General features: G+C 65.3%; 26 protein-coding genes and 1 tRNA gene. 13 read left to right on the top strand and 14 right to left on the bottom strand.

The window, feature by feature from the left end:
• Positions 1–161: 161 nt before the first annotated feature.
• Positions 162–530, top strand: a complete 369-nt coding sequence (locus LZA78_RS09710; RefSeq protein ID WP_233676733.1) for a hypothetical protein — start codon at positions 162–164, stop codon at positions 528–530.
• A 72-nt stretch (positions 531–602) separates the two neighbouring features.
• Here the strand turns inward: LZA78_RS09710 and LZA78_RS09705 are convergent, their stop codons facing one another.
• A complete protein-coding gene (locus tag LZA78_RS09705; protein WP_218628922.1) occupies positions 603–809 on the bottom strand; it encodes a cold-shock protein in 207 nt (68 codons plus the stop codon).
• Positions 810–1012: 203 nt separating this feature from the next.
• On the opposite strand from LZA78_RS09705, the gene LZA78_RS09700 reads away from it, so the two are divergent.
• On the top strand, positions 1013–1774 hold the full coding sequence (locus LZA78_RS09700) for an ion channel (protein WP_233676732.1): 762 nt from the start codon (positions 1013–1015) through the stop codon (positions 1772–1774).
• Here the strand turns inward: LZA78_RS09700 and LZA78_RS09695 are convergent, their stop codons facing one another.
• From LZA78_RS09695 to LZA78_RS09685, 3 genes are all read right to left on the bottom strand, one after another.
• On the bottom strand, positions 1775–2224 hold the full coding sequence (locus tag LZA78_RS09695; RefSeq protein ID WP_233676731.1) for a CAP domain-containing protein: 450 nt from the start codon (positions 2222–2224) through the stop codon (positions 1775–1777).
• Positions 2225–2232: 8 nt separating this feature from the next.
• Complete coding sequence (rimO, locus tag LZA78_RS09690) at positions 2233–3630, bottom strand: 30S ribosomal protein S12 methylthiotransferase RimO (protein WP_233676730.1); 1398 nt, start codon at positions 3628–3630, stop codon at positions 2233–2235.
• Positions 3631–3731: 101 nt separating this feature from the next.
• Positions 3732–4349: a GcrA family cell cycle regulator gene (locus LZA78_RS09685; RefSeq protein WP_233676729.1), complete on the bottom strand. Its 618-nt coding sequence runs from the start codon at positions 4347–4349 to the stop codon at positions 3732–3734.
• A gap of 350 nt (positions 4350–4699) precedes the next feature.
• Here LZA78_RS09685 and LZA78_RS09680 point away from each other — a divergent pair, with 350 nt between their 5' ends.
• Positions 4700–5881: an aspartate aminotransferase family protein gene (locus tag LZA78_RS09680; RefSeq protein ID WP_233676728.1), complete on the top strand. Its 1182-nt coding sequence runs from the start codon at positions 4700–4702 to the stop codon at positions 5879–5881.
• Positions 5882–5921: 40 nt separating this feature from the next.
• Positions 5922–6848 (top strand): ornithine carbamoyltransferase, encoded by a 927-nt coding sequence (gene argF, locus LZA78_RS09675; protein ID WP_233676727.1) that lies wholly within the window; start codon positions 5922–5924, stop codon positions 6846–6848.
• Between the two features lie 283 nt (positions 6849–7131).
• On the opposite strand, the gene hrpB is transcribed toward argF, so the two are convergent.
• Positions 7132–9567 (bottom strand): ATP-dependent helicase HrpB, encoded by a 2436-nt coding sequence (hrpB, locus tag LZA78_RS09670; protein ID WP_233676726.1) that lies wholly within the window; start codon positions 9565–9567, stop codon positions 7132–7134.
• Positions 9568–9574: 7 nt separating this feature from the next.
• Entirely contained in the window at positions 9575–10318 is a 744-nt protein-coding gene (locus LZA78_RS09665; protein WP_233676725.1) for a DUF3108 domain-containing protein, read from the bottom strand.
• Between the two features lie 120 nt (positions 10319–10438).
• Between LZA78_RS09665 and meaB the strand changes: the two genes are divergently transcribed.
• A complete protein-coding gene (gene meaB, locus LZA78_RS09660; RefSeq protein WP_233676724.1) occupies positions 10439–11437 on the top strand; it encodes a methylmalonyl Co-A mutase-associated GTPase MeaB in 999 nt (332 codons plus the stop codon).
• Positions 11438–11709: 272 nt separating this feature from the next.
• On the opposite strand, the gene LZA78_RS09655 is transcribed toward meaB, so the two are convergent.
• The 4 genes from LZA78_RS09655 to LZA78_RS09640 all read right to left on the bottom strand — a co-directional run bounded on the left by LZA78_RS09655 (position 11710) and on the right by LZA78_RS09640 (position 13912).
• The gene (locus tag LZA78_RS09655) at positions 11710–12228 is read right to left on the bottom strand and encodes a copper chaperone PCu(A)C (protein ID WP_233676723.1); all 519 of its coding nucleotides are present in this window, start codon (positions 12226–12228) and stop codon (positions 11710–11712) included.
• A gap of 42 nt (positions 12229–12270) precedes the next feature.
• Positions 12271–12624: a hypothetical protein gene (locus tag LZA78_RS09650; RefSeq protein ID WP_233676722.1), complete on the bottom strand. Its 354-nt coding sequence runs from the start codon at positions 12622–12624 to the stop codon at positions 12271–12273.
• 125 nt (positions 12625–12749) lie between these two features.
• Entirely contained in the window at positions 12750–13037 is a 288-nt protein-coding gene (gene rpmB / locus LZA78_RS09645) for a 50S ribosomal protein L28 (RefSeq protein ID WP_218628912.1), read from the bottom strand.
• A gap of 185 nt (positions 13038–13222) precedes the next feature.
• Complete coding sequence (locus LZA78_RS09640) at positions 13223–13912, bottom strand: NAD-dependent deacylase (protein WP_233676721.1); 690 nt, start codon at positions 13910–13912, stop codon at positions 13223–13225.
• A gap of 21 nt (positions 13913–13933) precedes the next feature.
• Here LZA78_RS09640 and LZA78_RS09635 point away from each other — a divergent pair, with 21 nt between their 5' ends.
• Positions 13934–14389, top strand: coding sequence for a low molecular weight protein-tyrosine-phosphatase (locus LZA78_RS09635; protein WP_233676720.1), 456 nt, complete (start codon positions 13934–13936; stop codon positions 14387–14389).
• Here the strand turns inward: LZA78_RS09635 and LZA78_RS09630 are convergent.
• Both LZA78_RS09630 and LZA78_RS09625 read right to left on the bottom strand, forming a co-directional pair.
• Entirely contained in the window at positions 14374–14676 is a 303-nt protein-coding gene (locus LZA78_RS09630) for a hypothetical protein (RefSeq protein ID WP_233676719.1), read from the bottom strand. The two genes, LZA78_RS09635 and LZA78_RS09630, sit on opposite strands and share 16 nt — an antisense overlap.
• A gap of 184 nt (positions 14677–14860) precedes the next feature.
• On the bottom strand, positions 14861–15049 hold the full coding sequence (locus LZA78_RS09625) for a heavy-metal-associated domain-containing protein (RefSeq protein WP_218628908.1): 189 nt from the start codon (positions 15047–15049) through the stop codon (positions 14861–14863).
• A 156-nt stretch (positions 15050–15205) separates the two neighbouring features.
• Between LZA78_RS09625 and lepA the strand changes: the two genes are divergently transcribed.
• Positions 15206–17005: a translation elongation factor 4 gene (gene lepA, locus LZA78_RS09620; protein ID WP_233676718.1), complete on the top strand. Its 1800-nt coding sequence runs from the start codon at positions 15206–15208 to the stop codon at positions 17003–17005.
• Between the two features lie 31 nt (positions 17006–17036).
• Here the strand turns inward: lepA and LZA78_RS09615 are convergent, their stop codons facing one another.
• Both LZA78_RS09615 and LZA78_RS09610 read right to left on the bottom strand, forming a co-directional pair.
• Positions 17037–17174 carry an entericidin A/B family lipoprotein gene (locus LZA78_RS09615; RefSeq protein WP_233676717.1) on the bottom strand — a complete coding sequence of 46 codons (138 nt, stop codon included), beginning with the start codon at positions 17172–17174 and terminating at the stop codon, positions 17037–17039.
• 135 nt (positions 17175–17309) lie between these two features.
• A tRNA-Lys gene (locus LZA78_RS09610) sits at positions 17310–17385 on the bottom strand.
• A 219-nt stretch (positions 17386–17604) separates the two neighbouring features.
• Here LZA78_RS09610 and dapF point away from each other — a divergent pair.
• From dapF to LZA78_RS09580, 6 genes are all read left to right on the top strand, one after another.
• On the top strand, positions 17605–18438 hold the full coding sequence (dapF, locus tag LZA78_RS09605) for a diaminopimelate epimerase (protein ID WP_233676716.1): 834 nt from the start codon (positions 17605–17607) through the stop codon (positions 18436–18438).
• A complete protein-coding gene (gene mtaB / locus LZA78_RS09600; protein WP_233676715.1) occupies positions 18435–19700 on the top strand; it encodes a tRNA (N(6)-L-threonylcarbamoyladenosine(37)-C(2))-methylthiotransferase MtaB in 1266 nt (421 codons plus the stop codon). Before dapF ends, mtaB begins: the two co-directional genes overlap by 4 nt.
• 91 nt (positions 19701–19791) lie before the next feature.
• Positions 19792–20214 carry an alternative ribosome rescue aminoacyl-tRNA hydrolase ArfB gene (gene arfB / locus LZA78_RS09595; protein ID WP_233676714.1) on the top strand — a complete coding sequence of 141 codons (423 nt, stop codon included), beginning with the start codon at positions 19792–19794 and terminating at the stop codon, positions 20212–20214.
• On the top strand, positions 20204–21469 hold the full coding sequence (locus LZA78_RS09590; RefSeq protein ID WP_233676713.1) for an aspartate aminotransferase family protein: 1266 nt from the start codon (positions 20204–20206) through the stop codon (positions 21467–21469). The genes arfB and LZA78_RS09590 overlap by 11 nt, the downstream gene beginning before the upstream one ends.
• Positions 21466–22434: a phosphotransferase enzyme family protein gene (locus LZA78_RS09585; RefSeq protein ID WP_233676712.1), complete on the top strand. Its 969-nt coding sequence runs from the start codon at positions 21466–21468 to the stop codon at positions 22432–22434. The genes LZA78_RS09590 and LZA78_RS09585 overlap by 4 nt, the downstream gene beginning before the upstream one ends.
• Positions 22431–22877: an NUDIX hydrolase gene (locus LZA78_RS09580; RefSeq protein ID WP_233676711.1), complete on the top strand. Its 447-nt coding sequence runs from the start codon at positions 22431–22433 to the stop codon at positions 22875–22877. The genes LZA78_RS09585 and LZA78_RS09580 overlap by 4 nt, the downstream gene beginning before the upstream one ends.
• Positions 22878–22950 lie beyond the last annotated feature (73 nt).

The raw sequence follows: 22950 nt of genomic DNA, 5'->3' as shown, positions 1-22950 counted from the left end.
GTTGTCGATTGATGGATTTCAATCTGCAAAAATGCACATAACGCAAATAAATTTTGAAGTTTTATGTGCCAGGGCGCTGATCTAAATCTGTCTCATCGCAGGGCAACGAGCAGGATCGCTCAAGCAACACCCTGAAACGATAGGATAAAAGGAGAAATTAAATGCGTAAATCTGCTCTGATCGCGGGTCTGGTCGCCGTTCTTTCCGCTGGTGCCGTCGCCGCGCAACCCGTGCCCGCCGGGATCGCCCAACTTGCCGCGCAGGCTGGCGTGAATGCGGCGGACTATTCCACCAGCGAGATCGTCGGCCTCTGGTCGGCAGTGCGCGACAACGATGCTGCTGCGCCCTACTCGGCCGACGTTGCGGTTGTGAATGCCGATGTGTCGCGCGGTTCGGCGTCGCTTTCGGTTAGCACCGAGGCTGGCGTCAGCGCTGGCAAGGCTCAACTGGCTGCCCAACTGGGTGTCAATCCGGCCGACTATTCGTTTGCCCAGCTTATCTCGCTGAAAAACGCGCGGTCGGATGATTGAGCGCCTGGAACTCGGAAAGACAAAAGGCGGCCCGTTTGGGCCGCCTTCTATTTTGCGATCTGCGAACTGGCCTTAGGCCAGGGCGAGGTTGGTCGCCGACTCGCGGCCGTCACGGCCTTTTTCCAGATCGAAGGTCACAGCCTGACCGTCGTTGAGGCCGCGCAGACCAGCGCGCTCAACCGCCGAGATGTGAACGAAGATGTCCTTGCCGCCGTTTTCCGGGGCGATGAAGCCGAAGCCTTTGGTGCTGTTGAACCATTTCACGGTGCCGTTGGCCATCGTGTGTCTCCTTTTGATATGCTGCCCGCACAATTGCGGCAGCCCGGCTCAGTCACGTCAAAATCGAGAACTGAGGCCCAAAAGGGGCAGATCGTCGAAAGATAGCGTCTCGCAGGGCTTAGATGCGCCTTTTACCCTTAAATTGCAAGAGCGGCGTTTGACGAAAGCGGGATTGGCGGTAGAACGGGCGAAAAGGTCCGTACATGCTGAGTAAACTTCGCGCACTTTATGAGGGTGGGACGAAACGCGCGCAGCGCTTTCGCTATGCGATCCTCTGCTTCGACCTGGCGACGATCACATTCGTGATCTTCTCGTCCTTCATGAGTCGCAGCCTGACGATCGAGGTGATCGACGCGCTGATCGGTCTGGTGATCGTGGCCGACTTTGTTGCCCGGTTCTCGATCGCGGATCGAAAGGTGAAATTCTGGACACGACCGGCGACGCTGGCGGATCTTGTCGCCATGGTCTCGTTCCTTGCGCCCATTGCCGGTGAAAGCTTCGGCTTCCTGCGCGTGCTGCGCACCCTGCGGCTGCTGCATGCCTACCAGATGCTGGCCCGCCTGCGTGTGGATTTCGCATTCTTCCGCCGGCACGAGGATGTCATTCTGGCCTCGATCAACCTGTGCGTCTTTCTCTTTGTCATGACCGGGTTGATCTATGCCACCCAGTTTGGGCGCAACGACGATATCCGCAACTATGCCGATGCGCTCTACTTCACCGTGACCACGCTGACAACAACTGGCTTCGGGGATATCACGCTGCAAGGCACGACGGGGCGGCTGCTGTCGGTGGGCATCATGATCTTCGGTGTGACGCTGTTCCTGCGCCTCGCGCAGGTGCTCTTCCGGCCCACCAAGGTGCGCTACGAGTGCAAGCGATGCGGGCTGAGCCTGCATGACGCTGACGCGATCCACTGCAAACATTGCGGCGCGACGGTGCATATCGACACCGAGGGCCTCGTCTGATCAGCGACAGGGGCTTGCAAGGACCATAACGTAGATCGGCGGCCGGTTCGCCTCCCGGGCAATCGCTATCCCGGCATCCTCTGCGTCCTTGTTGAGGATATTGTTGCGATGACCGGGGGAATTCATCCAGTCCCCGATGACCCCGCGCGGATCGCGTTGCCCCATGGCGATGTTCTCAAGGATCATGCAGGCGCGGTATCCGGCGGCTTCTGCGCGGGTCTTGGGCGAGCTCCCGTCGCGACCGCGATGATCGAAGTAACCATGCAGCAGCATGTCGCAGGCGTGGTCCTGAGCTGCCTCGGTCAGGGCCGCCTCCGGGCGTACCGCGATAAGCCCCACCTGCAGACGCTCTGCATTCACTTCATCAAGGAGGCGCGTGGCCGCTGCCTGATCGATCGGGCAGTCTTGCGCCGCCGCCCAGACCGGCATCAACGCAAGCAGAACTGCCACTGCCCATCTCATGCGACCGGCCGCCCCCAAAGATCGTATTCGCTGGCTTCCTCGACCTCGACGGTCAGCATGTCGCCCGGCGCGAGATCCTCGAAGCCCGCGTCGATGAACAGGTTGCCGTCGATTTCGGGCGCATCGGCGCGGGTGCGGCAGGTGGCGCCCTGTTCGTCGATCTCGTCCACGATCACCTGTTGCCGTGTGCCGACCTTGGCCTCCAGCTTGGCCTCGGAAATTGCCTGCGCCTTCTCCATGAAGCGCTCCCACCGTTCCTGCTTCAGCTCATCCGGCACATGGTCGGGCAGGTCGTTCGAGCGTGCCCCGGCGACATTCTCATACTGGAAGCACCCGACGCGATCGAGCCGCGCCTCGTCCATCCAGTCGAGCAGGTACTCGAACTCTTCCTCGGTCTCGCCGGGATAGCCCACTATGAAGGTCGAGCGCAGCACGATCTCGGGGCAGGCGGCGCGCCAAGCGGCGATCTCATCGAGCGTCCGCGCCGAGGCCGCAGGCCGCGCCATACGCTTGAGCGTATCGGGATGCGCGTGCTGGAAGGGAATATCGAGGTAAGGTAGGATCAGCCCGTCCGCCATCAGCGGGATCAGATCGCGCACATGCGGGTAGGGATAGACGTAGTGCAGCCGCACCCAGGCATCGGCTTCCTTGGCCATCTTGCCCATCTCGCGCGCCAGATCGGTGATATGCGCGCGCACCTCGCCCCCCTTCCAGGGGCTCAGGTCGTGCTTGCGATCGACCCCATAGGCCGAGGTGTCCTGCGAGATTACCAGTAACTCGCGCACACCGGCATCAAGCAGCTTCTCCGCCTCGCGCAGCACGGCATGGGCGGGGCGGCTGACCAGACGCCCGCGCATGTCGGGGATGATGCAGAACTTGCAGTGGTGATTGCAGCCCTCAGAGATCTTCAGATAGCTGTAATGGCGCGGCGTCAGCTTTACACCCGTCGGCGGCAGCAGGTCCACGAACGGGTCGGGCGAGGGCGGCACGGCCCCATGCACCGCGTCCAGAACCTGCTCGAACTGCTGCGGGCCGGTCACGGCCAGAACCTTTGGATGCACGCCGGTGATATACTCGGGCTCGGCGCCCAGACAGCCGGTCACGATGACCTTGCCGTTTTCCTTCAGCGCCTCTCCGATGGCCTCAAGGCTTTCCGCCTTGGCACTGTCCAGAAACCCGCAGGTGTTCACGATCACCGCCTCGGCCCCGGTGTAATCGGGGCTGATCGCGTAACCCTCGGCCCGCAACCGCGTCAGGATCCGCTCGCTGTCCACCAGCGCCTTCGGACAGCCAAGCGAGACCATCCCGATCGTCGGCTGACCCGCGCGCGGAGCCTCGTCAAAGCGCGCCTTCGGCGCCAGATCGGGGCGCAGGTTCGGGGGGTTCTGGCTCATCATGCCCTCTCAATGGCAAAGGCGAGCCCGACGACCCGCCCTTTCTTCTTGGTTCAAATACCTCGGGGTTCCGGGGGCGGCGCCCCCGGCTTGGCCCGGGTTCAGCGACGACGGTCGCGGCGTGCGCTCATCGGCTGGAAGGCGACGCCGACATGGGCCTCGCAATAGGGCTTTCCGGGCTGCGAGGGCAGGCCGCAGAAGTAGAAATTGTCCGTCGCCGGGTCGCCGATCGGCCATTTGCAGGTGCGCTCGGTCAGCTCCATCAGGCTGATCTTGCGGGCGCGCTTTTCGACCTCACCCACCTTGGCCAGCGCCTCGGGGCTGATCTCATTGGCCGAGGGCTGCGGCGGCAGTGGCTGGCCTGCGGGAATGATCGCCTTGCGCATCACGGGCGCGGGCGCGGCAACAGCGGGCGTAGGCTCCGGGCGCGCGGCGGGCGCGGGCTTCGGGGTGGGCGCGGGCTCGGGGCGGTTTGCGGCAGGCGCGGCAGCGGCGACCGGCTCGGGCCGCTCGACCGGGGTGGGCTTGGCAGCGGCAGGCGCGGCGGGCGCCGGCGCGGGATCGCTCCCGCCAGCACGGTTCGACAGGCCCAGACGATGCACCTTGCCGATCACGGCGTTGCGGGTCACCCCGCCCAGCTCCTTCGCGATCTGGCTGGCCGACTGGCCCTCCGACCACATCTTTTTCAGGAGTTCGACGCGTTCATCGGTCCAGGACATGACCACCCTTTCGCATTCTGACCCGGTCCGTTGACGGGGTTCCGGCTTGGCTTGCCTCATATTAGTGAGGACGCGATGAGATACAAGCGCCGCCCCCGGAATTCAAGCCCGCGCCACGCCTGCATCAAAGGAATCCTTTGACAGGTGCCATCGCGCGCGCTACCGAGCGCCTATGATCACCCGGACCGCCCATATCGCCCGTCCCCGACGCCGCCGCACCCGCGCCTGACGTCCGATCTGCCGTGGTCTTTGGCCACATCCCCCCAAAACCCGTCAAATCCCCGGCCTTGACCGTTGACAGCCCTGCGGGCCTGTTGCACCCCTTGGCCTTCCCTTTCTGGAGACACACGATGATTTCCTCCGTTCTGCCGACCTACAACCGCGCCCCTCTCGCCTTCGTCAAAGGCGAGGGCTCCTGGCTCGAAACGGCGGACGGCACCCGATATCTCGACATGGGGGCGGGCATCGCGGTGAACGTGCTGGGCCATGCGGCGCCTGAACTGGTCGCCGCGCTGACCGAACAGGCGGGCAAACTCTGGCACGTCTCCAACCTCTACCAGATCCCCGAACAGCAGAAGCTTGCCGATCAGCTGGTCGAGAACAGCTTTGCCGATACCGTGTTCTTCACCAACTCGGGCACCGAGGCCTGCGAGCTGGCCGTCAAGATGGCGCGCAAATACTGGTATGACAAAGGCCAGCCCGAGCGGGTCGAGATCATCACCTTCGAGGGCTCCTTCCACGGCCGCTCCTCGGCCGCCATTGCCGCGGCCGGGTCCGAGAAGATGGTCAAAGGATTTGGTCCGCTGCTGCCCGGCTTCGTCCATGTGAAATGGGGCGATCACGAGGGCCTGCGCGCCGCGATCAACGAACGCACCGCCGCCATCCTGATTGAGCCGGTGCAGGGCGAGGGCGGCATCCGCCCGGTTCCCGATCAGTGCCTCAAAGGGCTGCGCGATCTGTGCGACACCACCGGCACGCTTTTGATTTTTGACGAGGTCCAATGCGGCGTCGGCCGCACCGGTCGGCTCTTTGCCCATGAATGGGCGGGCGTGGCGCCTGACATCATGATGGTCGCCAAGGGCATCGGCGGCGGCTTCCCGCTCGGCGCGGTGCTGGCCACCGAAGAGGCCGCGAGCGGCATGGTTGCAGGCACCCATGGCTCGACCTATGGCGGCAACCCGCTTGGTTGCGCAGTTGGCGGCAAAGTGATGGAGATCGTCACCGATCCGGCCTTCCTTGATGCGGTCAACGCCAAGGCGGGGTTCCTGCGCCAGAAGCTCGAGGGTCTTGTCGCCGCCCATCCCGACGTGCTCGAGGGTGTGCGTGGTCAGGGCCTGATGCTGGGGCTCAAGTGCAAGATCGCGCCGGCGGATGTGGTCAAGGCGGCCTATGCCGAAAAGCTGCTGACGGTGCCCGCGGCCGATAACGTGCTGCGCCTGTTGCCCGCGCTGAACATCTCCGAGGCGGATATGGCCGAGGCGGTCAAACGCCTCGATGCCGCCGCCAGCGCGCTTGAACCGACCAAGGCTTGATTGATCCGGCGGCAAGGGCCGCTGAGCGAAAGACAGACAGATGACCAGTTTTCTCGATATTCACACCACCAGCCCCGAAGACCTGCGCAAGATGATCGACAGCGCGCGCGCCATGAAGGACGCGCGCAATGGCCGCCCGAAAGGCGCGCTCGACGATGACCGGCCGCTGGCGGGCCACATGGTCGCGCTGATCTTCGAAAAACCCTCGACCCGGACGCGCGTCAGCTTTGATGTGGGTGTGCGCCAGATGGGCGGGCAGACCATGGTGCTCTCGGGTAAGGAGATGCAACTGGGGCATGGCGAGACGATCGCCGACACGGCGCGGGTGCTCTCGCGCTATGTCGATCTGATCATGATCCGCACCTTCGAAGAGGCAACCCTGCAGGAGATGGCCGAATACGCCAGCGTTCCGGTGATCAACGGTCTGACGAACCGCACCCATCCCTGCCAGATCATGGCCGATGTGATGACCTATGAGGAACATCGCGGCCCCATCGCGGGCAAGAAAGTGGTCTGGTCGGGCGACGGCAACAATGTCTGCGCCTCGTTCCTGCATGCTGCGGGTCAATTCGGGTTCGACCTGACCTTCACCGGCCCGCCCACGCTCGACCCCGAGGCGGAATGGATCAACTTCGCGCGTTCCAAGGGTGTCGATGCCAGGATCGAGCGCGACCCGTACAAAGCGGTGGATGGCGCCGATCTGGTGGTCACCGATACCTGGGTGTCGATGCACGACCCGGAATCCGCCAAGGAACGCCGCCACAATCAGCTGCGCCCCTATCAGGTGAACGAGGATCTGATGGCGCGCGCCAAGCCCGACGCGCTCTTCATGCATTGCCTGCCCGCGCATCGGAATGATGAGGCGACCTCGGCTGTGATGGACGGCCCGCATTCGGTGATCTTCGACGAGGCCGAGAACCGCCTTCATGCGCAAAAAGCGATCATGCGCTGGTGCCTGGGCAAGTAAGAGCGTCGAGGGCGCAGGGGGGCTGTCTGCCCCCCTCTTTGCTTGCAGCAAATTCACCCCCCGAGGATATTTCCGCCACATTGAAGCTGAAACCCTTTCTTAACCAGAATCATTGAAGTCTGGTCGCACGGTACAGGCGGGGACGCCGATGACCGTCCACGTTGAAGGCCGCCCGGCTCCTCCGCCCCCCGCGGACAGAGTCGGGTGTGCTTTGTTCAGCCTTTCAATGTGGCCCAAATATCCCGGGGGTGAGCGGCGTAAGCCGCGAGGGGGCAGCGCCCCCTTACGTTCCGCGGGGCTTGGCGCGGGTGGTCGGGTCTGCGTCGCGCGGGTTTTCAGGCCAAGGGTGGCGCGGGTAGCGGCCGCGCATTTCCTTGCGGACCTCCGCGTAAGAGCCGTCCCAAAAGCCCGGCAGATCCATCGTGACCTGGATCGGCTTGTTGCCGGGGCTGAGCAGAGAGATCCGCAGCGGGTGGCGTTTTGGCCCGACCGAAGGATGCTCGGTCACGCCATACATTTCGGGCAGTTTGACCTCGATTGACGGCGCCTCCCCGGAATAGTCGATCGGGACGTGGCGGCCGAGCGGGGTTTCGAAATGGCTCGGCACCAGTCGGTCCAGCAATTGCATCTGCCCCCAGTCGAGCTGCCCGCGCAGGGCTTCGGTCAGGTCGAGGTTACGCAGATCGGCCTCGGTGCGTTTGCCGCGCAGGTAGGGCAGCATCGCCTCGCCGTTGAGCAGGGTGTCATCCGACAGGTCGGGCATCTCTTCGCCGTCCTGACGCAGGATATCGACGCGGGCGCGGAAACGCGCGGCGGAAGGGGAGAGCGTGAGGCCGATCTGGCGCAGCCCGTCCAGCGCGCCGCGGGCGATGGCCTCGGGCGGGGCGTCTGGCCAGTGGCGATCATCAAGAACCAGCGCGCCGAAGCGTTCTTGAGTGCGGGCCAGCACGCGGCCCTCGCGCCGCGACCAGGCGCAGATGTCCTGCCAGGCAATCTCGGGCGCGTGGAGGCGGCGCAGCTCGGCCTCTTGCAGAGCGATGCCCTGCCGGATGCGCGCCTCGCGCGGGTCGCCGTCAAGATCGGTCGCGACGATCAGGCGGGCGCGGCCAAGCGCGTCGGTCTCGCCGGCCACCGCGCCCTTCCCGCCCGAGAGCACATAGCGCGGCGCCTCGCCCTTGCGGCGCAGGCCGATGCGGTCAGGATAGGCCAGGGCGGCCATCTCGGCCAGAGTATAGCTGTCGGCGGGCTGCACCATGCGGGCAAGGCGCTTTGCCTCGGCGCGGATACGCTCGACCGTGCCGCGATGCACTTGCCAGGGGTGCTCGGCCTCGAACCGGCCGGGATTGGCGACGGCGGCGATGCGCAGGGCAAGATCGGCGGGCGCGCCCCGGATCGGGTCACGCTCGGCCAGCAGCGCAGCCAGAGTCGCGGCTTCCGGGCCAGCGGTCACCAGCATATGGGCGAGGCGCGGGTGCAGAGGCAGCGCGGCCAGCGCCCGCCCATGCGCGGTGATCCGCCCGGCTTTCAGCGCACCAAGCCCCTCGAGCAGCGCGCGCGCCTCGGCCAGCGCGGGGGCGGGGGGCGGCGTAAGGAAGGCAAGATCCGCGCCGTCCGACCCCCATAGCGCGAGTTCGAGCGCAAGGCCCGCCAGATCGGCCACGGCAATCTCGGGCGGAGCGAAGGCAGGCAGGGAGCCCTCTTCGCCCTTGGTCCAGAGCCGGTAGCAGATCCCCTCGGCCACGCGCCCGGCGCGACCGCGGCGCTGTTCGGCCTCGGCGCGGCTGACGCGCTCGGTCACCAGGCGGGCCATGCCGGACGCCGGATCGAAGCGCAGGCGGCGGGCACGACCGGCATCGACGACGACGCGGATATCCTGAATGGTCAGCGAGGTTTCGGCGATCGAGGTGGCTAGCACGATCTTGCGTCCCGAGGTGGCGGGCGCGATGGCCGCGCGTTGGGCGGCGAAGTCCATCGCGCCGAATAGGGGGCCCAGGGCGATATCGGGGCCAAGGCGACCCGACAGCAGCGCCTCGGTCCGGCGGATCTCGGCCTCGCCGGGCAGGAAGACCAGAACGCCGCCCTCGGTTTCTGTCACGGCCTCTTCGACCAGCGCGGCGGTGGCAGCCTCAAGCCGCATTCCGGTTGCCAGGGGGCGACCAAGCCAGCGCGTCTCGACCGGGAAAGCGCGGCCCTCGGAGACGATCACGGGCGCATCGTCGAGCAGCGCAGCGACGGGTTCGGCGTCGAGGGTCGCGGACATCACCACGATGGCCAGATCGGGGCGCAGGGCGCCGCGCGCCTCCCATGTCAGGGCAAGGCCCAGATCGGCGTTCAGGCTGCGCTCGTGAAACTCGTCGAAGATGATGCAGCCGATGCCGGTCAGTTCCGGGTCGGATTGCAGCATCCGGGTCAGGATGCCTTCGGTCACCACCTCGATGCGGGTCGCGCGCGAGGTTTTCGCCTCGCCGCGGATGCGATAGCCGACGGTCTGGCCGACCGGCTCGCCAAGCGTGTCGGCCATGCGTTCGGCCGCAGCGCGGGCCGCCAGGCGACGCGGTTCCAGCATGACGATCCGGCCCGCGATCTGATTGAGCAGCGCCAGCGGGACGCGCGTCGTCTTGCCCGCGCCGGGGGGGGCCATCAGCACGGCGCGCCCGGCCTTGGCCAGCGCGTCTTTCAGCGCGGGCAGCGCCTCGTCTATGGGAAGTCGATCCGTCACGACGTCCTTATCGCCGTTTCAGACGCCCTTTGCCATAGACCGTGTCGGTCGCGATCTCGATCACCTGAAGCCGCGCGCCATCGGGGGTGGGGGCATAGGTCAGCGTGAAGGGGAAGCGGCTTTTCTCTTCCATATCCTTGGCCGAGAAGCCCTCAAGCCGCCGGTATTCGCCCGAGCAGATGACATTCTCGCCCTTCGTCTGGGCCGGTTCGAGCTTGACCTGCGTGCGCTTCGATCCGTCGTAAAGCTTGACGTCGAGAGCGCAGGCCTCGGCGCGATCCACGTCGCGCAGCACGGCATAAAGCGCGGTCAGCGGGTCGATCGTGCCGGTCTGTTTGGCCGGGTCCACATCGAGGTCGCGCGGCGTGCGCGGCGGGTTGCGGCTGACCGAAACGGGCGTGCCCGACTGATATACGATCACGTGATCGACCTTCTTGTCGCCGCGCTCCGAGGTCTGGTTGTAGCTCAGCGGGGTGAAAGCGCCGGCCTTGAAATCACCCGCGACCGAGGCCTCGTGGCGCAGCTTTTTCAGCGCCCCCAGAAGGCCTGTGGTTTCCAGCGAGCCATTTGCGCCGTAGGACGCCCCCTCGATCTTGCCGTTGATCGTCAGGCGACCGGCCTTCAGACCCTTCAGCTCGACGTCGAACTGAATACGGTCTTTCTGGTCGGCCCAAAGCGGTTGCGCCATCGCCAGTGTCGCGCTGGCGGCAATCGCCGCGGCGCCCAAACGACCCTTAAGTGACGAAAGCATCATGGCTCCTCGGGAAAACCGGTGTTCGGTCTGGACATACACCGCTCCGAGGGGGCAAGAAACCGAAACCGCATCACGAATTCTGACGCTTTTGTCATCTCCTCCGTCCGAAGGCCTCCGATGAACGCCCATGCCATGACCGACCTCGCTGACAAGATCCTCGCCGGTGACCGCCGCTCGCTCGCACGGGGGATCACGATGGTAGAGTCGGCACGGGCCGATCACCGCGCGCAGGCGACAGAGCTGCTGGATCGGCTGGCGGGGGCGGGGCGGCAGGCACTGCGCATCGGTCTGTCGGGCACGCCGGGCGTCGGCAAATCGACCTTCATCGAAAGCTTTGGCATGATGCTGACGGCGCAGGGCCTGCGTGTTGCGGTGCTGGCGGTCGATCCGTCCTCGGCTCGCTCGGGGGGCTCGATCCTGGGCGACAAAACCCGGATGGAGCGGCTGTCGCGCGACCCGAACGCCTTCATCCGCCCCTCGCCCAGCCAGGCGCATCTGGGCGGCGTTGCACGCCGCACGCGCGAGGCAGTTGCGCTGTGTGAGGCCGCGGGCTTCGACGTGGTGCTGATCGAGACGGTGGGCGTTGGCCAGTCCGAGACGCTGGTGGCCGAGATGACCGATCTTTTCATCCTGCTGATGGCACCCGCGGGCGGCGATGAGCTGCAGGGCGTCAAGCGCGGCATCATGGAAATGGCCGACATGATCCTTGTGAATAAGGCCGACGGCGATCTCAAGCCCGCCGCGATGCGCACTGTGGCCGATTACGCGGGCGCGCTGCGCCTGCTGCGCAAACGCGCGCAAGACCCCGAGGGGTTCCCCAAAGCGCTGCCGGTTTCGGCACTGGAAGAGCAGGGCCTGATCAAGGCCTGGGACGAGATGAAGACGCTGGCCGACTGGCGGCGCGAACATGGCCATTTCACCTCGCGCCGCGCGGCGCAGGCCCGCCACTGGTTCGAGACCGAGGTGCGTGAGGGGCTTCTGGCGCGCCTGCACAATGACCCCGCCATTCGCAGACGGATGGGCGAGTTGGGTGCGGCCGTTGCCGCAGGTGAGGTAGCCCCTGCTGCCGCCGCGACAGAGATGCTGCGGCTTCTGGGTGCGGGTGGCCCGGAATAAACGCCCCCCTGAAAATGAACAAAGCCCCGGTCGAAGCGCCGGGGCTTTTCGTTTGGGACGTTCCCTGCCTCCATCCGCGAGGGCACGAGGGCGGAGGCAGGGCCGTTCCGGATCATGGGGCCGGTCGTCGGGAACCGACCGGGCCGCAATCAAGGGAAGTGGCCAGAAACCCGTTCGGGAAGCCGGGCCTGACCGCACGGCACACCGCCTGTTCGGGAGAGAGGCAGCGGCCGGTCGTCAAGGCAGCCGCCATTCCTGGCGGCGCCGACAGATCAGTTGGAGGGCATGTTCTGATGCTGCGGCATCATCCCTTCGGGCGCGCCGTTCATCATCTGCATCCCGCCCGTCGCCGCGGCATCGCGCTTGAGGTCGACCGGGATGTCGACCGCAACCTCGCCGGCCTTTTCGAAGGTCAGGACGACATGGACGGCATCGCCATCCTTGAGCGACTGACGCAGGCCCAGGAACATCACATGGTCCGCGCCACGCTTGAGGGCATGCGTGCCATGCGCGGCCACCGGGAAGCCTTCCTTCACCTCGACCATCTGCATCACGCCATTCGCATCCGCGATATGGGTGTGCAGCTCGACCCGGTCGGCGATATCCGAAGCCGCGCCGATCATGCGATCGTCCTCGGCGCCGTGATTCTCGATGACCATGAAGGCCGCGCCGGATTTCGACATCATCGTCGAGACGCGGGCATAGGGGGCGGTGATGGTGATGTCGCCGGCGAAAGCGGGCGCAGCGAAGGCAACCGCCGCGGCGGTCATGAGAAGTTTGAAGCGGGACATGCGTGTCTCCAGTCTGATCTTGGTTCGGGTTAGGCGAAGGGATCAGGCCGGAAGCGGGGGGCCGCGCGCGCGCGGGATCAGGGCCGACTGGGCGCTGAGGCTGGCAGGCTCGGGCGCATCGACGCGCACCACCATGCCCTCGGGACGCGTGAGGACAGGCGGCGCTGCATCCAGCGCGGCCATCATGCCCAGCACCATGTCGGGACAGAGGTGAACGGGGCCGACAGGGTCCCCGTTCTCATCGACCGAGACCGTGGTGACGCCGTAGCCGGTGCAGATCACGATCTCTCCGGCAACACGCGTCTGCCCGCGGGCAACGGCCATTGTCAGGCTTGTTGCCGCAAGGATTACCGCCAGCAGGATCGCCACGGCACTCTGTGCGTATTTCCGGTTCATGGCGGCAATCTAGCTGCCCGCCGGGTCGCGCGCCATGCCTTTAGTCAAGCCGAATTGCCGCAGGCAGCGCAAAAGCAAAAACCCCGCCGGGGGCGGGGCAGTCGCTTGGGACACGCTGGTCAGGATCAGGCGGCAGCCTGGGCCTTGACGATCGCTTTCTTGATCTTCAGCGCGTTGTCCGACAGCTCGGCGTCTTTGGCCTTGAGCAGGTAGGAGTCGAGGCCACCGCGATGGTCGACCGAGCGCAGGCCAGCGGCCGAAATGCGCAGCTTGAACGACTGACCCAGAACGTCCGAGATCAGGGTCACTTCGTTGAGGTTCGGCAGGAAGCGGCGACGCGTCTTGTTGTTCGCGTGGCTCACGTTGTTGCCCGTGATCGGGCCCTTGCCGGTCAGTTCGCAAACGCGCGACATGGCGTAAATCCTTCGTTTCCTCGGGGCGCGTGTCCGCCCGCTTCTCAACACAAACGAACGCCGCGAATGGCAGCGCCCGGAAATTCGTTTGGGGGGCATACGGGCAAAGCCGGGCGACGTCAAGCGATTCATGCGGGCATTCTGTTGGCCGCACACTCATTTTCCGCGCAAGCTTGCCGTGCCCCTCAGCCCAGCATTTCACGCACCCAGGCGGGAACAACCGTCGTGGCGGGGCCGTGCCGGGCCTCATCGAAATAGCGGCTGCCTGCAGAGGGTTCGAGGTTGAGTTCAAGCGTGGGCACCCCGGCATGACCGGCATCGGCGACGAATCCGGCCGCCGGATAGACATTCCCCGAGGTTCCGATCGACACGAAGAGGTCGGCGGCCCTCAGTGCCGTCCAGATCTCTTCCATCTGGTAGGGCATCTCGCCAAACCACACGATATCGGGCCGGGTGGCAGGCTTCTGACAGGCCGGGCAGGGATCGCGCGGCGTCATCTCGGCGGGTGCGGGCCAGCGATGGCCACAGGAATGGCACAGTGCCCCCGTCAACGTGCCATGCATATGGATGACATTGGCCGCGCCGCCGCGCTCGTGCAGATCATCCACGTTTTGCGTGACCACAAGCACCTCGTGGCGGCCGTCCTGCTCCAATTCCGCCAGGGCGCGATGCGCGGCATTCGGCTCGGCGGCGGCCGCCGCGGCGCGACGCGCGTTGTAAAAGCGATGCACCAGCGCCGGGTCGGCCATGAAACCCTCGGGGGTCGCGACATCCTCGATACGGTGTTCCTCCCACAGCCCGTCCGAGGCCCGGAAGGTCCGAATCCCGCTTTCGGCAGAAATTCCCGCCCCGGTCAGAATCACGATCTTGGCCATTCCCGCTCCTCTCGTTACATCTTGCCTATGCGTATCCTGTTCCTCTGCCTAGGCAACATCTGCCGCTCTCCCGCCGCCGAGGGCGTGTTTCGCGAAATGGCCGCCCGCGCGGGTCTGGAGGCCGAGGCCGACAGCGCCGGGACAAGTGACTGGCACCTCGGCGAGCCGCCCTATGGCCCCATGCTGGCCGCCGCGCAGGCGCGCGGCTATGAACTGAGCAGCCTGCGGGCGCGCCAGTTGACGCGCGATGATTTCGAACGGTTCGATTTGATCTTGGCGATGGATGCAAAGAATCTCGCGAAGGCCGAAACTATCCGGCCCGCCGCCGCCCGCGCCGATCTGCGGCTTTTTCTGGATGCGAAAACGGGCACACAAGACGTGCCCGACCCGTATTACACCCGCGATTTCGATGGCTGCCTCGACCTGATCGAGGATGGTGCGCGCCGCCTGATCGCCGCGCTTCAGCCGCCGCAGTAACCTTCGGCCGCGGCCGCGAAGTTCTTGTAGCGGTCCCAGAAGGCCTCGTCGGCCTTGCGATCCGACATGCGCACCTCCTGCGCCTTTTCCGGGTCCTTGAACAGCTTGGCGGCGCGGCGCTGGTCCGCGCGGCTCAGCGTCATGTCGGCCACCTGTTGGATGCATTCGCAAAGAGCGCGGTTCGTGCTGTTACGGCCCGCGCCCATGCAGGCACCGTCGATCGGACCCGCCGAGGCCTGAGTTGCGCCCATGGCGAGACATGCCGCCGCAAAAATGGTGAACTTCATGAATACTGCCCCGCGTACTGCCCTAAGGTGGCGGGATTGATTCCCGTCCTTGATTGCGGGCGAACCATAGCCGATTCTGCCGCAAATCGCAACGAAACCGACCCTTTGGTAGATTGCCGCGCGCAGTGGCCGCAGCACGCGCAAGCTATGGGCGCCCGCGCAGGCGCGCCCCCAACCGCTTGCGTTACTCGATCACCTCGGCCTCGTAGCCGGCGGCTTTGAGTGCGGCGAGAACGGTGGCCTCGGGCAGGCCGTTCACCTCGACCTCGCGGTCGGCCAGGTTGATGTCGGCCTTGCCGCCCACTTCGACGATGGCGGCTTCGACGGCGGCCTTGCAATGGCCGCAGGTCATGTTCGGAACGGAAAGGATCATGGCTTTCTCCTGATCTGATAGGCGCTAGATTGTGTATCTGGCTCGCGCGGTCAATGGCTCCGGGTCGGCCCGAAGGGCTTGCGGCGAAAATACCGAGGCCGACGGGGCGTTCAATCCCCCTTCCCGGTCCCTTTTTTTGCAGCTATATGCGCGCCCATGACCCAGCTCGATCACATCCGCAATTTCTCCATCGTGGCGCATATCGACCACGGCAAATCCACCCTTGCCGACCGGCTCATCCAGATGACCGGCACGGTGGCTGCGCGCGACATGAAGGCGCAGATGCTCGACTCGATGGATATCGAGCGAGAGCGGGGCATCACCATCAAGGCCAACACCGTGCGGATCGAGTATCCCGCCAAGGACGGCCAGACCTATATTCTGAACCTGATCGACACCCCCGGCCACGTCGACTTCGCCTATGAAGTCTCGCGCTCGATGCGCGCGGTCGAGGGCTCGCTCTTGGTCGTCGATGCGTCGCAAGGGGTCGAGGCGCAGACGCTGGCCAACGTTTATCAGGCGATCGACGCGGGGCATGAGATCGTGCCGGTGCTGAACAAGATCGACCTGCCCGCCGCCGACCCGGATGCGGTCAAGTCCAATATCGAGGATGTCATCGGCATCGACGCCTCGGATGCGATCCCGATCTCGGCCAAGACGGGCCTGGGGATCCCCGAGGTGCTCGAAGCGATCGTGCATCGCCTGCCGCCGCCCAAGGGTGACCGCAATGCGCCGCTCAAGGCGATGCTGGTCGATAGCTGGTACGACCCCTACCTGGGCGTTGTCGTCATGATCCGCGTCATGGATGGCGTGATCAAGAAGGGCGAGCGGATCAAGATGATGCAGACCGGCGCGGTTTATGGCATCGACAAGCTTGCCGTGCTGAAGCCGCAAATGGTGGATATTGCCGAACTTGGCCCGGGCGAGATCGGCGTGTTGACGGCTTCGATCAAGCAAGTGCGCGATACCCGCGTGGGCGATACGATCACCCACGAAAAGAAACCCTGCGACAAGCCGCTGGCGGGCTTCAAACCCGCTCAGCCGGTGGTGTTCTGCGGTCTTTTCCCGGTCGATGCGAACGATTTCGAGGCCTTGCGCGACGCCATCGAAAAGCTTGCGCTCAACGACGCCTCGTTCAGCTATGAGATGGAGACCTCGGCCGCGCTTGGCTTTGGCTTCCGCTGCGGCTTCCTTGGGCTGCTGCACCTCGAGGTGATCCGCGACCGTCTGGAGCGCGAATATGACCTCGACCTGATCACCACCGCGCCGAGCGTGGTGTTCAAGCTGCATATGAAAGACGGCGAGGTGCGCGATCTGCACAACCCCGCCGACATGCCCGACCTGACCTATGTCGATCATATCGAAGAGCCGCGCATCAAGGCCACGATCATGGTCCCCGACGAGTATCTGGGCGATGTGCTCAAGCTCTGCCAGGACCGTCGCGGTATCCAACTCGACCTGACCTATGCCGGTTCGCGCGCCATGGTGGTCTATGACCTGCCGCTGGCCGAGGTCGTGTTCGACTTCTACGACCGTCTGAAATCGGTCACCAAGGGCTATGCCTCGTTCGACTACCAGCTGAGCGAGTACCGCGAGGATTTCCTCGTGAAGATGTCGATCCTGGTGAATGACGAGCCGGTCGATGCGCTCTCGATCATGGTGCACCGCGACCGCGCCGAATCGCGTGGCCGCGCCATGGTGGAAAAGCTGAAAGAGCTGATCCCGCGGCACATGTTCAAGATCCCGATTCAGGCCGCCATCGGCGGCCGTGTGATCGCGCGCGAGACGCTCAGCGCGATGCGAAAGGACGTGACCGCCAAGTGCTACGGCGGCGACGCGACGCGGAAGAAAAAGCTGCTCGAGAAGCAGAAGGCCGGCAAAAAGAAGATGCGCCAGTTCGGGAAGGTCGAAATCCCGCAATCGGCCTTCATCTCGGCCCTCAAAATGGACGATTAAAAAGGGCGCCTTCGGGCGCCCTTTCGTTTCGTCAGAACTGCGATTGCGCCTCGGCAGCCTCGCGGCTGACAACCGCGCCGGCGGATTGCAGGTCGCGGCCCGCGCCCTTGACGGTTTCGCAGGCGCTCAGCGCGGCAAGGGCGAGCAGGGGGATCAGGTATTTGCGCATGGGTCTCTCCTCATATCGTGGGGGCATCGCGGCCCGAAAACCTTGCCCCGATATTTGGAAAGTCCTCGCCGCCGGGTCAATTGCGAAAACGCCACAGCAAGCTGCGGCGCGTCACGATCGGTTCAGCGGAGGGAGTGGTGAGCCGTGCAGGATTCGAACCTGCGACCCACTGATTAAAAGTCAGTTGCTCTACCAACTGAGCTAACGGCCCACTCTTCTCGTGTGAAGCAGGTTGTTACCCTGTTTTCCCCTTGCGGGTCAAGCTGTTAGCTGGCTCACTCTGTTCTGCGCGATGGCGGTTCAGTGTGGCGCGGCGCCTTGGCTCGTCACTGTGCGGCTCTCTAAAGGGCCGCGCTCGGGGGGTCAAGGCCGAATCTTCGGAAATTTTGCGCATCTGGAAAAAACCTATCGGCAGGCGTATATGCCCGGCATGAACAGCACCCTGACCCCTCCGACCGGCCTGCGCTTCATGAAGATGCATGGTCTGGGCAATGACTTCGTGGTGATCGACGCGCGTGATGGCGTCGATCCGGTGACGCCTGCCTTGGCGCGTGCGGTGGGGGACCGAAATCGGGGCGTGGGCTTTGATCAGCTTGCGGTGATCTTGCCTGCGCAAGGGACGGATTTCACGCTGGAATTCTGGAATTCGGATGGCTCGAAGGCGGGCGCTTGCGGCAATGCCACGCGCTGCGTGTCGGACTGGATGATGCGCCAGCTGGGCAAGGATGCGGTTACGCTGACCACGGCGCGCGGCACGCTTTCGGCGCGTCGGCGCGAGGATGGTCTGGTCTCGGTCAACATGGGCGCCCCGATTCTGGACGCTGCATCGATTCCGGTCGCGGCAGAGCCGATGCACCTGCCACTGGCGGGCGATCCTGTCGCCGTGGGCATGGGCAACCCGCATTGCATCTATTTCGTCGAGGATGCCGAGGCAGTGGATGTTGCGGGTCTTGGCACCAAGATCGAGCATGACCCGCTTTTCCCCGAGCGCACCAATGTCGAGTTTGCCTCGCTGATTGCGCCGGATCATCTGCGCATGCGGGTGTGGGAGCGCGGGGCGGGCATCACGCTTGCCTGTGGCTCGGGCACCTGTGCAACGGCCGTTGCCGCACATCTGCGCGGGCTGACCGGGCGGCATGTGATCGTCGATGTGGACGGCGGGCGGCTTGAGATCGACTGGCGCGAGGATGGCGTCTGGATGACCGGCCCGACGGCGCTGGTGTTCGACGGCGTCCTGTCGCCCGCATTTCTGGCCAGCGCATGAAAGCTCCGGTCTTTGCCACGCTAGGCTGCCGTCTCAATGCCTATGAGACGGAGGCGATGAAGGAGCTCTCGGCACAGGCGGGGATCGCGAATGCCGTCGTCGTCAATACCTGCGCCGTGACCGCCGAGGCCGTGCGCAAGGCCAAGCAGGAAATCCGTCGGCTTTCGCGCGAAAACCCCGGTGCGCCGATCATCGTGACGGGATGCGCCGCGCAGACCGAACCCGAGACCTTCGCCGCGATGGAAGAGGTCACCCGCGTCATCGGCAACCATGAGAAGATGTTGGCCGAGACATGGTCGGGGATCGGCGCAGAAATGCGTAGCCCGGATTTCATTGGCGAGACCGAAAAGGTTCAGGTCGATGACATCATGTCGGTCAAGGAAACGGCGGGCCATCTTATCGACGGTTTCGGCCGCCATCGAGCCTATGTGCAGGTCCAGAACGGCTGCGATCACCGTTGCACCTTCTGCATCATTCCCTTTGGGCGGGGCAATTCGCGCTCGGTCCCGGCGGGGGTGGTCGTCGAGCAGATCAAGCGGCTGATGGATCGCGGCTTCCACGAGGTGGTGCTGACCGGGGTCGATCTGACGTCGTGGGGGGCGGATCTGCCGGGCGGGCCACGTCTGGGGGATCTGGTGATGCGTATCCTGCGGCTGGTGCCAGATCTGGCGCGGCTGCGGATCTCCTCGATCGACTCGATCGAGGCCGACGAGAACCTGATGCTGGCGATCGCGACCGAGCCGCGCTTGATGCCGCATCTGCATCTGTCGTTGCAGGCGGGCGACGACATGATCCTCAAGCGGATGAAGCGCCGCCATTTGCGCGACGATGCGATCCGGTTCTGCGAGGAGGCGCGGCGGCTGCGGCCGGGGATCGTGTTCGGTGCAGATATCATCGCTGGTTTCCCGACCGAGACCGAGGAGATGTTCGAGAACTCGCTGCGGCTGGTGGATGACTGCGGGCTGACCTTCCTGCATGTCTTCCCCTTCTCGGCGCGCAAGGGCACGCCTGCGGCGCGGATGCCGCGCGTAGCGGGCCCCGCGATCAAGGAGCGTGCGGCTCGGCTGCGCGCCAAGGGGCAGGAGGCGCTGGAGCGCCATCTGGCCGCCGAGGTCGGGCAGGGGCGCGTGATCCTGACCGAAGGGCCGCGTCTTGGGCGCACCGAGTTCTTCACCGAGGTGGCCTTCGAGCGCGATATGCCCGAGGGGACGATCCTGAGCGCCCGCATCCTGGGCCATGATGGTGTGCGCCTTCTGGCGTGAGAGCCGGGGCGCTGCCCCGGACCCCGGGATATTTGTACCACATTGAAGGCAGGGGTCTTTCGTTTTTCGCGCGGGACGCTAGGGTCTGGCCATGCTGTGGATCAATGACACTCTGGCGATTGCCGATTGGGAGCTTTCGGAGAGCTTTACCCGCTCGCAGGGGCCGGGTGGACAGAACGTCAACAAGGTCTCGACGGCGGTGGAATTGCGGTTCGAAGCCGAACGCTCGCCGCATCTGACGCCGGCGGTGAAGGCGCGGCTGAAGCGGATCGCGGGGCGCAAGTGGACGCAGGACGGGGCCATCGTGATCCGCGCCGAGGAGACGCGCAGCCAGTTGCGCAATCGCGATCTGGCGCGTGAGCGATTGGCCGAGATGATCCGCGCCGCGCTGGTGGCGCCCAAGCGGCGGGTGGCGACGAAGCCGACGTTGGGCAGTCAGCGGCGCAGGCTCAAGGCCAAGACGGTGCGGGGCGAGGTGAAAGCCCTGCGCGGGAAGGTGGGCGATGACGAATGATCTGATCGCGCGGCGTGAACGTCTGCTGGGGCCGAATGTGCCGACCTTCTATGAGCAGCCGGTGCATATCGTGCGCGGCGAGGGCGTGTGGCTGTGGGATGCCGAGGGCCGACGCTACCTTGATTGCTACAACAACGTCGCGCATGTCGGGCATTGCCATCCGAGGGTGGTCGAGGCGATCGCGGCCCAGGCGGCGGTGCTGAATACGCATACGCGCTACCTGCACGAGGGAATTCTGGACTATGCCGAGCGGCTTCTGGGGCATTTCGGCCATGATCTGAGCCAGATCATCATGGTCTGCACCGGGTCCGAGGCGAATGACGTGGCGCTGCGCATGGCGCAGGCGGTGACCGGCAAGACCGGGCTGATTGCGACCGACAATACCTATCACGGGAACACCACGGCGGTGGCGCATCTGTCCACCCGGCGTCCGCCGATTGGCGGTTACCCCGGCCATGTGCGGCGTGTGCCTGCGCCGGACAGTCTGGCGCCACTCGGAGGCTCGCTGGCGGCGCAGCCGCAGGCTTTTGCCGCGGGCGTGGCTCGCGCGATTGCCGAACTGGAGGAGGCCGGGCATGGGTTCGCCGGGCTGATGCTCTGTCCGATCTTCGCCAATGAGGGCACGCCCGGGATTGCGCCGGGCTTCCTTGAGCCGACCGTCGAGGTCGTGCGCCGGGCGGGCGGTTTGATCCTGTGTGACGAGGTGCAGCCGGGTTTTGGGCGCGTGGGGTCGCATTGGTGGGGGCATGAGTTCCTGGGCTTTGCGCCCGACGTGGTCACTTTGGGAAAGCCGATGGGCAACGGCCATCCGGTGGGCGCGGTGGTTGCACGGCCCGATGTGATGGCGGCGTTTCGCGGCGCGTTCGGTTATTTCAACACTTTCGGCGGCAATCCGGTGTCCTGCGCGGCGGCGATGGCGACGCTGCAGGTGATTGAGGAGGAGGGGCTGGTCGAAAACGCGCGCGACGTGGGCAGCTATGCGCTTGGCCTGCTGCGCCAGTTGCGCCATCCGCTGATTGCCGATGTACGCGGCTTCGGGCTGTTCTTCGGGGTCGAGTTCGCGCAAGGCGCACAGCCTGCCAGCGACTTCTGCGGCAGGGTGGTCGAGGCCGCGAAAGAGCGCGGCATTCTGCTGGGCCGGGTGGGGCGCGAGCAGCATATCCTCAAGATGCGTCCACCCATGCCGTTTTCGCGCGCCAATGCCGAGCAACTGGTCGAGACGCTCGATGCCATCCTGCGCGAGATGCCTGCATGAGCGCGCGCGACGCGGCGCAGGCGCAGGCGGCACTGGCGCATTGGGGGGCGCTTGGCGCGCCACTGCGGCTGGTCTGGCAAAGCGAGAACGTGGTCTATGAGACGACGCTGCGCGATGGCTCCCGCGCTGCATTGCGCCTGCACCGGTCGGGTTATCAAGGGCGCGCAGGCATCGAGGTCGAGCTGGACTGGTGTGAACGCCTGGCTGCGGCAGGGGTGCCGGTGGCGCAACCGATCCGCGCCGTGAACGGGCGGCTGACGGCGGGGCTTGGCGGGCGCGTCGTCTCTTGTCTGCGCTGGATTGAGGGCGCGCCGATGGGGCAGGCGGATGTGCCTCTGGCCGGGTCGGCAGTGGCCGCGCGGGCGTTTGATCTGGGCAGGCTGATCGCCGCGCTGCACGACGCAACCGATGCCGGGGCCTGCCCGCAGCCCTTCGCGCGCAAGCCTTGGGATGCCGAGGCGCTGATCGGCGAGCAGCCGCGTTGGGGACGATTTTGGGAGAACCCCGCGCTGAGCGCCGACGGGCGCGCGCATTTGTTAGCCGCGCGCGAGGCTGCGCGCGGAATGTTAGCGCGGGCCCGCGATTTCGGCCCGATCCATGCCGATGTGATCCGCACCAATGTCATGCTGGGGCCCGAGGGGATGACGCTGATCGACTTCGACGACAGCGGGCCGGGATGGCGGCTTTACGATCTGGCCTCTGCCCTGATCCAGAGTTGGGGCGATCCGGCCATGGGTCAGCAGGCGCGGGCGCTGTTGCAGGGTTACGCTTCGCGGCGCGATCTGCCCCTGGATCAGGCGCAGCTTTTGCCGCTTTTTGTAGCGCTGCGGGCCTTCGCCTCGGCCGGATGGGTGGTCACCCGCGCGCCCGGCGATGCAACACGCTGCGCGGCCTATGCAAAGCGCGCGGTCGAGGCCGCGCAGGCCTTGCTGTCGGGGCGGCCTCTGTGGGAGTGTGCGCCATGATCAGGGTTATCGGCGAAGTACTTACCGGCTTGCTTGGCCTGCGTCCGCCGCAATTGCAGGTGGGCGCGCTTTGCGTGCGCCGCCACAAGGGAAAGCGGGAGGTCTTGTTGATCTCGTCGCTCGATACCGGGCGCTGGATCATTCCCAAGGGCTGGCCGATGAATGGCCGCACGCTTGCGGGCGCCGCCGCGCAGGAGGCCTGGGAAGAGGCCGGCGTGCGCGGGCAGGTGCGCCCCGGTCAGATCGGCGTCTTCACCTATCTCAAGAAGCGCGACAGCGGGATGCATTTGCGCTGCGAGGTGCATGTTTTCCAGATCGAGGTTCAGAGCCTGTCCGAGCGCTACCCGGAAGCGGGCCGCCGCACGCGCGAGTGGTTTACCAGTGAAGAGGCCGCCGAGCGTGTCGCTGAAGATGGCTTGAAGCAGATTTTGCGCAGCCTGTGACGATTCCGCAGTTGTTTTGCGAGGCTAAACCGGCTACCCCGCCGCCCGACTATGACGGTTTTACGTCAGTTAT

The organism is Rhodobacter flavimaris, assembly GCF_021378075.1.
GTDB classification, from domain to species: domain Bacteria; phylum Pseudomonadota; class Alphaproteobacteria; order Rhodobacterales; family Rhodobacteraceae; genus Rhodobacter; species Rhodobacter flavimaris.
Note: the sequence above shows the minus strand (reverse complement) of the source record. Positions and strands in the feature narration are given on the sequence as shown.